General features: G+C 46.7%; 2 protein-coding genes. Both read right to left on the reverse strand.

Annotated features, from left to right (window positions below):
* On the reverse strand, positions 1-695 hold a 695-nt coding region (locus tag A3761_RS20160; protein WP_068750776.1), incomplete at its 3' end, for a TatD family hydrolase.
* Positions 696-2117: peptide chain release factor 3 (gene prfC / locus A3761_RS20165; protein WP_068750778.1), on the reverse strand; the 1422-nt coding region annotated here is incomplete at its 5' end. It abuts the gene before it with no gap.

The raw sequence follows: 2117 nt of genomic DNA on the forward strand, positions 1-2117 counted from the left end.
GAAAAAACCTGACGAATATCCGAAGGACAACCAAACTCTCGCCTCAACCCGGAAACTCTCATATCCGGGCTATCCGTCTCCAACAACAAACTACCCAAAGGGGCTGTCGCAACAGCGGATCGGGTTCGCGTGGCACTTGGCCAAGTAATAACGCAACCTACACCGATGCTTATCCCTTTGGCGACATACTGATCGAGCAAGTCCTTGCCTCCGGAGAAGGCATGAATCACCCCCTTCCCTGGAAACTTCTTTAATGCGGACAGTATCTGGGAATGCGTTTTTCGAGCATGCATGATAACGGGCAAACCATGATCACTTGCAAGCGCCAACTGCGCCTCAAACAAGCTGTACTGCAGAGCCATATCTGCTGCCGTTACATCAAGCCCTATCTCGCCAACAGCAACCAGCCCCTCAGGCCGCGGGGATAAGCACGCATCAAGCCTGCTAATATCGCCTAAAGAATGCCTAGCTATAAAAAGAGGATGCAACCCTAAGGCATAACTTAGCTGAGGATGGCCAAGCGATAAGCCTTGCACCCCCTCCCATGATCCACGATCAATCGATGGGATAATCAACTTTGTTACACTTGCCCGGCGACAACTTTCAAGCAGGGCTTCTTGCCGCCCCTCAAACTCAACAAAATCTAAATGACAATGAGTATCGTAAAGCTCCGGACCTATCACCTCATTCTGCAATTAGTGCTCTCGCGTCTTTCTAAACTGCACTTCAGGGTAGCGCTCTTCAGATAACTGTAAATTCACCATCGTTGGCGCGATATAACTCAAGTTATCCCCCCCATCCAAAGCTAAATTATCAAAGCATTTCTTTCTAAACGCCTCTAGTTTGACCGGGTCATCACACGACACCCAGCGCGCCGTCGCAACGCTGATCGGCTCATACATAGCATCGACCTTATATTCAGCCTTTAATCGATGCACTACGACATCGAACTGAAGCACCCCGACGGCACCAACTATCAAGTCATTTGACTTCAGCGGACGAAACACCTGAACAGCGCCTTCTTCAGACAATTGAATCAAGCCTTTGTTAAGCTGCTTCATCTTCAGAGGATCTTTCAAACGAATTCGTCTAAAAAGCTCAGGCGCAAAGTTTGGAATGCCCGCAAACTTAAGCTGCTCACCCTCAGTAAAGGTATCACCTATCTGAATCGTCCCGTGATTATGCAAACCAATAATATCGCCTGCATAAGCCTCATCTGCATGTTCTCGGTCACCTGCCATAAAGGTCACCGCATCTGAAACACGCACATCTTTACCTGTGCGAACATGCTTTAACTTCATTCCTTTCTTATACTTTCCCGAACAAATGCGCATAAATGCGATTCTGTCTCGATGCATTGGGTCCATATTTGCCTGAATTTTAAAAACGAAGCCTGTGAACTTTTCTTCTTCGGCCTCAACCTGGCGCACATTCGTCGCTCGTGATTGCGGCGCAGGCGCCCACTCAGTTAAGCCTTCAAGCATATGGTCTACACCAAAATTACCCAGAGCGGTACCGAAGTACACCGGCGTCAGTTCGCCTGCTAAAAATAGCTCATGATCAAACTCGTGCGATGCACCTTTAACTAATTCAATTTCATCTCTAAGTTCTTCTGCATAATGCCCAATCGCCTCTTCCAGCTCTGGATTATCGAGACCTTTTATTACTCTTGAATCCTGAATCTGATGACCTTGCCCCGTCTGATAAAGGACTGTCTCATCCTTATATAAGTGATAAACACCTTTAAACTCTTTACCCATGCCAATAGGCCAGGTGATTGGTGCACACGCAATCTTTAGAACGTCTTCCACTTCGTCCATTAACTCTATCGGATCTCTAATATCCCTATCGAGCTTATTCATAAAGGTTACAATAGGCGTGTCACGAAGACGCGTAACCTCCATTAATTTGATTGTACGTTCCTCTACACCTTTGGCTGAATCAATCACCATCAAACTAGAGTCAACCGCAGTTAAGGTTCGATAAGTATCTTCCGAGAAATCTTCGTGCCCCGGCGTATCAAGCAAATTAACCAGACATTTATTAAATGGAAACTGCATCACCGAGGTCGTTACCGAGATACCACGCTCCTTTTCCATTTCCATCCAATCAGACTT

Source organism: Oleiphilus sp. HI0123 (assembly GCF_001635315.1).